Here is a 1,047-nt window from a genome sequence, read left to right as displayed (position 1 = left end):
GCATCGACGGCGGCGGGCTCAAACTCAGCAATATCGCCGCCGGCACGGCGACCACCGACGCCGTCAATGTGGGACAACTGCAGGCGGTCTCCACGGTGGCCAACAGCGGATGGAACGTTACGGCGCAAGGCGCCAACGCGACCAACGTCGCGCCAGGCGCCACCGTGGATTTCTCTAGCGCCGACAGCAATCTCGCCATCACCAAGGGCGCCACTGACAACAAGCTGCGCTTCGCCCTGTCCCGCAACCTGAATGTGGATGCCGTGACCCTCGGGACCACCCAGCTGCAAGCCAGCGGCCTGACCCTGACCGGTGGCCCTAGCATCACCACCGCCGGCATCGACGGCGGTGGCCTCAAGCTCAGCAATATCGCCGCCGGCACGGCGACCACTGATGCGGTCAATGTCGGTCAGCTGCAAGCCGTCTCCACGGTGGCCAACAGCGGATGGAACGTTACCGCGCAGGGGGCCAATGCGAGCAACGTCGCGCCAGGCGCCACCGTGGATTTCTCTAGCGCCGACAGCAACCTGGCCATCACCAAGGGCGCGACCGACAGCAAACTCCGCTTTGCCCTGTCCCGCAACCTGAATGTGGATGCCGTGACCCTCGGGACCACCCAGCTTCAGGCCAGTGGCCTGACCCTGACCGGTGGCCCGAGCATCACCACGGCCGGTATCGACGGCGGCGGGCTCAAGCTCAGCAATATCGCCGCCGGCAGCGCCACGACCGATGCCGTCAATGTGGGACAACTGCAAGCCGTATCCTCGGTGGCCAACAGCGGTTGGAACGTCACCGCTCAGGGGGCCAATGCAAGCAATGTGGCGCCCGGCGCCACCGTAGATTTCTCTAGCCCCGACAGCAACCTGGCCATCACCAAGGGTGCGACCGACAATAAGCTGCGCTTTGCCCTGTCCCGCAACCTCGATGTGGATGCCGTCACGCTAGGCACCACCCAGCTTCAGGCCAGCGGCCTGACCTTGACCGGCGGCCCGAGCATCACCACCGCCGGCATCGACGGCGGCGGCCTCAAGCTCAGCAATATCGCCG

At 65.8% G+C, this 1,047-nt stretch carries 1 pseudogene; it reads left to right on the top strand.

Annotated features, from left to right (window positions below):
• A pseudogene (locus L540_RS21140) lies at positions 1–1,047 on the top strand (hypothetical protein); the annotation flags it as partial.

It is taken from the genome of Bordetella pseudohinzii (genome assembly GCF_000657795.2).
Classification (GTDB): Bacteria; Pseudomonadota; Gammaproteobacteria; order Burkholderiales; family Burkholderiaceae_B; genus Bordetella; species Bordetella pseudohinzii.
The sequence above is the reverse complement of the archived record's forward strand: the minus strand, read 5'-3'. Positions and strand labels throughout refer to the sequence as shown.